Origin of the sequence: Vibrio sp. 1167 (assembly GCF_033340375.1) — a bacterium.
In the GTDB taxonomy this organism is placed as follows: domain Bacteria; phylum Pseudomonadota; class Gammaproteobacteria; order Enterobacterales; family Vibrionaceae; genus Vibrio; species Vibrio alginolyticus.
Map to the genome: position 1 here is coordinate 549671 of NZ_JAWOWK010000005.1, position 6474 is coordinate 556144.

The following is a 6474-nucleotide window of genomic DNA, read 5'->3' on the forward strand; positions in this document are numbered from 1 at the left end:
GGAGGCATCATGCGCTTTACAGATGTTTTTATAAAACGTCCAGTTTTAGCGGTATCGATCAGCTTTTTGATTGCATTGCTTGGTTTGCAAGCGGTGTTCAAAATGCAAGTTCGTGAGTACCCTGAAATGACGAATACGGTGGTCACCGTGACCACCAGTTACTACGGTGCAAGTGCCAACTTGATCCAAGGCTTTATTACTCAGCCATTGGAGCAAGCGGTGGCGCAAGCCGATAATATTGATTACATGACTTCGCAATCGGTACTAGGTAAATCAACCATTACTGTCAACATGAAGTTGAATACTGACCCGAATGCAGCATTGGCTGATATCTTAGCGAAAACGAACTCAGTACGTTCTCAGCTTCCAAAAGAAGCCGAAGATCCAACCGTAACCATGTCGACAGGTTCGACAACGGCGGTACTGTACATCGGCTTTACGAGTGACGAGTTATCTTCAAGCCAGATCACTGACTACCTTGAGCGTGTAATCAACCCGCAGTTGTTCACTGTAAACGGTGTATCCAAAGTTGACCTGTATGGTGGTATGAAGTACGCACTGCGCGTATGGCTAGATCCTGCCAAAATGGGCGCTTTGAAGTTGACCGCTACGGATGTGATGAGCGTTCTTAACGCCAACAACTACCAATCTGCAACCGGTCAAGCGACGGGTGAGTTCGTACTTTATAACGGTAGCGCAGATACTCAGGTATCAAACGTTGCTGAACTTGAAGCATTGGTCGTGAAAACTGGTGAAGGGGATGTCATCCGCCTAGGTGATATCGCTAAAGTAACGCTGGAGAAGAGTCACGACGTTTATCGCGCAAGTGCAAACGGTCAAGAAGCCGTGGTTGCGGCGATCAACGCAGCACCAAGCGCTAACCCAATCAACATTGCAGCAGACGTACTTGAACTGTTGCCTCAGCTTGAGCGCAACCTACCAAGCAACATCAAAATGAACGTGATGTACGACTCAACTATCGCCATCAACGAATCGATTCACGAAGTAGTGAAAACGATTCTTGAAGCAGCGGTCATCGTACTTGTGGTTATCACACTGTTCCTAGGTTCATTCCGCGCGGTAATCATTCCTATCGTGACCATTCCACTTTCATTGATTGGTGTGGCAATGGTGATGCAGGCAATGGGTTTCTCTTGGAACTTGATGACGCTACTGGCGATGGTGCTTGCCATCGGTCTGGTGGTGGATGACGCGATCGTTGTACTAGAAAACGTTGACCGTCACATCAAAGAAGGGGAATCGCCATTCCGAGCTGCAATTATTGGTACGCGTGAAATTGCGGTTCCAGTTATCGCGATGACATTGACGCTAGGTGCAGTGTACGCGCCGATCGCATTGATGGGTGGTATCACCGGTTCATTGTTCAAAGAGTTCGCTTTGACACTGGCAGGTTCAGTATTCGTATCCGGCATCATCGCTTTGACACTATCACCAATGATGTGTTCGAAGATGCTGAAGGCGAACGAGAAGCCAAGCAAGTTTGAGCAAAAAGTTCACCATGTACTTGATGGCATGACTAATCGCTACGCAAGCATGTTAAAAGCAATAATGGCTAGCCGACCAGTGGTGATCGTGTTTGCGATAATTGTATTCGCAAGTTTACCAGTCCTATTCAAGTTTATTCCTAGCGAGCTAGCTCCATCTGAAGATAAAGGTGTTGTAGTACTCATAGGGACCGCACCATCAAATTCGAATTTGGACTACATCCAAAACACCATGGATGATGTGAATAAGATTCTCTCTGATCAACCAGAAGTGGAATACGCTCAGGTATTTAACGGTGTACCGGATTCTAATCAAGCGTTTGGTTTAGCTACACTCAAACCATGGGGCGAACGAGAAGCGAGCCAAGCAGAAATCAAACAGCGTGTTGGTGGGCTTGTTTCGAGCATTCCGGGAATGTCTATTGCTGCCTACGAAATGCCGGAGCTACCAGGTGCTGGTTCAGGCCTTCCTGTACAGTTCGTAATTACAACGCCAAACAACTTTGAAAGTTTGTTTACCGTTGCAAATGACATTCTGTCGGAAGTAGCAAGCAGTCCAATGTTTGTCTATTCCGATCTGGATCTGAAATATGATTCTGCAACGATGAAGATCAAGATCGATAAAGACAAAGCAGGTGCCTACGGTGTGACTATGCAAGACATTGGTATCACCCTCAGCACCATGATGGCAGATGGTTATGTAAACCGTATCGACCTAAATGGCCGCTCTTATGAGGTAATTCCTCAGGTTGAGCGTAAATGGCGTCTAAACCCAGAATCGATGAAGAACTACTATGTACGCTCTGTGGATGGTAAAGCGGTTCCATTAGGTAGTCTGATTACCATTGATGTGGTGGCTGAGCCTCGCTCTTTGCCACACTTCAACCAGCTAAACTCAGCAACTGTGGGTGCTGTTACAGGCCCTGGTGTTTCGATGGGGGATGCAGTTAATTGGTTTGAAAATATTGCACAAACCAAACTGCCTGCAGGGTATAACCATGATTACATGGGCGAATCTCGTCAGTTTGTAACGGAAGGTAGTGCCTTGTATGCAACCTTCGGTCTTGCACTTGCGATCATCTTCCTCGTTCTGGCGATTCAATTTGAATCACTCCGCGATCCTATTGTAATCATGGTATCTGTACCTCTGGCAATATGTGGTGCCTTGATCGCATTGGCCTGGGGTACGGCCTCGATGAACATATACTCGCAGGTTGGTTTGATCACGCTGGTCGGCCTAATAACCAAGCACGGTATCTTGATCTGTGAAGTCGCCAAGGAAGAGCAGTTACATAATAAACTGTCTCGTATTGATGCGGTGATGGAAGCTGCGAAAGTGCGTCTTCGCCCTATCCTAATGACCACTGCAGCGATGATCGCAGGTCTGATCCCACTGATGTACGCAACAGGTGCAGGTGCCGCGCAACGTTTCAGTATCGGTATCGTCATCGTTGCTGGCCTTGCAATCGGTACACTGTTCACACTATTCGTGCTACCTGTGATTTACAGCTACCTAGCTGAAAAACACAAACCTCTGCCAGTATTTGTTGAAGACAAAGACTTGGAGAAGTTAGCGCGAGTTGACGAAGCGAAAGCAGCTCATCGTGAATTAGCGGATAACAGATAAGCTATTAAGGCATTCAAAAAGGTCACTTCGGTGGCCTTTTTTATTGCCGCTCTCTTTTTTGCCATCTAAATGGCGACTTTCACGTATCATTTACTTAAAATGAGGACAAATCAAAAGGAGTTTTAGCCACTATGTTTGACCCAAAGAAATTAGAGCAAATTGCTAAACAGATTCACGACTCAATGCCTCAACCTGTAAAAGAGTTGGGCTCTGATGTCGATCAGAAAGTTCGTCAAGTAATCCAAGGCCAGCTAAACAAGCTAGATGTTGTAAGTCGCGAAGAGTTTGATGTTCAAACTCAAGTTTTACTACGTACACGTCAAAAGCTAACAGAAATGGAACAGAAGTTGGCGCAACTTGAAGAAAAGCTTGCTGAAAAATAAGTATCAAAGCGCTCCTCACAAAGGAGCGTTTTTCTTATCGGCGCGCAGATAAATCGGCTAAAAACAAAAAGGCTTGGTCAACGGCGACCAAGCCTTTTGATTAGATGTTGTGTTTTATTTTGTATTTATCACTCCAGTCTGCCTGGAGTTTATCTACTGCGTTACTTGAGACTAAGTAAATTACGCAGTATTAAGGCTTCATTTCTAGGAGAAGGCGCGGACTTTACGATAGTAAACGAGCACCTTCGACACCAAAATGGAACCTTAAGGCCAGTAATTTAGCCGCCCACCGCGATACGCTTCATATCAGTCATGTAACCACGTAGCTCTTCACCGATGTACTCTACAGGGTGATTGCGGATTGTTTCATTCACAGCGATAAGAGTCGCGTTATCTACTTGGTTAGACGTTTCACCTAAACCTTTACCAATTACGTCAGTATTTACGGCCGGCATAAACTTCTCACGTAGAAGCGGCGTTGCTACGTTAGCGAACAGGTAGTTACCGTATTCCGCAGTGTCTGAGATAACCACGTTCATCTCGTATAAACGCTTACGTGCGATAGTGTTTGCGATAAGTGGCAGCTCGTGTAGAGACTCGTAGTAAGCAGACTCATCGATGATGCCAGATGCCGTCATCGCTTCGAATGCTAGCTCAACACCCGCACGAACCATAGCAACCATCAAGATACCGTTATCGAAGTACTCTTGCTCAGAGATTTCTACGTCAGTTTCTGGGTAGTTTTCGAAAGCAGTTTCACCTGTTTCTGCACGCCAGCCTAGTAGATTTGCATCGTCGTTTGCCCAGTCAGCCATCATAGTGCTAGAGAAGTGACCGGTGATGATGTCATCCATGTGCTTGTTGTATAGCGGACGCATCAGTTCTTTTAGCTCTTCAGAAAGCTCAAATGCTTTCACTTTTGCAGGGTTAGTTAGGCGATCCATCATGTGAGTGATACCACCAAACTTCAGTGCTTCAGTGATGGTTTCCCAACCGTATTGAAGAAGCTTACCAGCGTAGCCAGGATCGATACCATCAGCAATCATCTTCTCGTAACACACGATAGAGCCAGCCTGTAGCATGCCACAAAGGATAGTTTGCTCACCCATTAGGTCAGATTTCACCTCAGCAACAAAAGAAGACTCTAGACAGCCTGCACGGTGACCACCTGTTGCTGCAGCCCAAGCTTTCGCGATATCCCAACCTTCACCTTTTGGGTCGTTCTCTGGGTGAACAGCGATAAGAGTCGGTACACCGAAACCGCGCTTGTACTCTTCACGAACTTCCGTACCTGGACATTTAGGTGCAACCATTACTACCGTTAGGTCTTTACGGATTTGCATGCCTTCTTCAACAACGTTGAAACCGTGAGAGTAACCTAGTGCTGCGCCTTCTTTCATTAACGGCATTACCGTCTCAACAACGTTTGTGTGCTGCTTATCTGGAGTAAGGTTTACTACTAGATCAGCTTGTGGAATTAGCGTTTCGTAGCTACCTACCTCAAAACCGTTGTCTTTTGCGTTTTTGAATGACTGGCGTTGCTCATCAATCGCGGCTTGGCGAAGCGCATAAGCAACGTCTAGACCAGAGTCGCGCATGTTCAGACCTTGGTTAAGACCTTGAGCACCACAACCTACAATGACTACTTTCTTACCTTTCAGATAATCCGCTTCTGAAGCGAACTCACTGCGGTCCATAAAACGACAACGACCTAATTGGTCCAACTGCTCGCGCAAGTTTAGGGTATTGAAATAATTAGCCATCTGGGTGCTCCTTTGAGATTCTTCCATTGAGGTCAGTAATTGCCTTACCGAATAACTTTATACTAAAACAGACATGAGATTGCTTAAAGTGATATATTCACAATTAGTTATTGCAATTTATGCAACGTGGAAATGAAAATTTAATGAATATCAAAAGCCTGCAACTTTTCATTCATCTCTGTGAGAGTAAAAGTTTCGCCAAGACCGCAGCGGCAATGCATATTAGCCCTTCAGCCTTAAGCCGACAGATACAAAAATTAGAGGAGGAAACCAGCCAACAATTGTTTTTACGCGACAACCGTAGCGTTGATTTAACTATCCAAGGTAAAAAGCTAGTCCCAGTCGCCTTAAAGATTCTTGGCGAATGGCAGCAGTATCAGAGTCATCTGAAGGGAACCGAGGATGAATTGAAAGGAGAAATCCGTCTCTTTTGTTCTGTTACTGCAAGCTACAGCCATCTTCCGGAGCTAATATCTGACTTTCGTATTCAGAACCCTTTCATTGAATTCAAACTATCAACCGGCGATCCAGCTCAAGCGATCGACAAAATACTAGCAGATGAAGCCGATATTGCCATATCAGCCAAGTCAGAACAGATGCCAAATAAAATCGCATTTGAAACGATCAGTGAAATCCCACTTTCTGTCATCGTACCTGTTGGGGTTAGTGCGTTTGCTGAAGAGCTACAAAAAGAAAAACCAGACTGGTCGGTCATTCCATTCATACTCCCAGAAGCAGGAACGGCAAGGGACAGGGCCAATACTTGGCTCAAACAAATGAAAATAAAGCCAAAGATCTACGCACAAACCTCCGGACATGAAGCCATCGTAAGTATGGTTGCATTGGGGTGTGGAGTAGGTATCGCACCTGATGTTGTAATCAACAACAGTCCGGTAAGAGAAAAGATAAATCGTTTAAAAGTCTTACCAATTAAACCTTTTAAACTTGGTGTTTGCTGCAACAAAACTCAGCTGGAGAATCCGCTTGTTAAAGCCTTTTGGAAGGTTGCAGAGAGCAAGTATATCGCACCTTAGATGAACACTTTTTAGGTATAAAGTGAGCTAATTTTAAAACTCTATAGATGCAAAAAAGCCCGCTCTTTCGAGCGGGCTTCTTAAATTTAAAGCCTGGCGATGTCCTACTCTCACATGGGGAAGCCCCACACTACCATCGGCGCTATTTCGTTTCACTTCTGA

General features: G+C 45.3%; 4 protein-coding genes. 3 read left to right on the forward strand and 1 reads right to left on the reverse strand.

Annotation, left to right across the window (positions count from 1 at the left end; all coding sequences use genetic code 11):
• The first annotated feature begins 9 nt into the window (after positions 1–9).
• Together vmeD and ubiK are read left to right on the forward strand one after the other, a co-directional pair.
• Complete coding sequence (gene vmeD / locus R7Z78_RS14565) at positions 10–3132, forward strand: multidrug efflux RND transporter permease subunit VmeD (protein WP_033907400.1); 3123 nt, start codon at positions 10–12, stop codon at positions 3130–3132.
• A 131-nt stretch (positions 3133–3263) separates the two neighbouring features.
• Complete coding sequence (ubiK, locus tag R7Z78_RS14570; RefSeq protein WP_005379099.1) at positions 3264–3515, forward strand: ubiquinone biosynthesis accessory factor UbiK; 252 nt, start codon at positions 3264–3266, stop codon at positions 3513–3515.
• Positions 3516–3793: 278 nt separating this feature from the next.
• Here the strand turns inward: ubiK and ilvC are convergent, their stop codons facing one another.
• The gene (gene ilvC, locus R7Z78_RS14575; protein WP_005379098.1) at positions 3794–5278 is read right to left on the reverse strand and encodes a ketol-acid reductoisomerase; all 1485 of its coding nucleotides are present in this window, start codon (positions 5276–5278) and stop codon (positions 3794–3796) included.
• Between the two features lie 143 nt (positions 5279–5421).
• On the opposite strand from ilvC, the gene ilvY reads away from it, so the two are divergent.
• On the forward strand, positions 5422–6312 hold the full coding sequence (ilvY, locus tag R7Z78_RS14580) for an HTH-type transcriptional activator IlvY (protein ID WP_005379097.1): 891 nt from the start codon (positions 5422–5424) through the stop codon (positions 6310–6312).
• Positions 6313–6474: the final 162 nt, after the last annotated feature.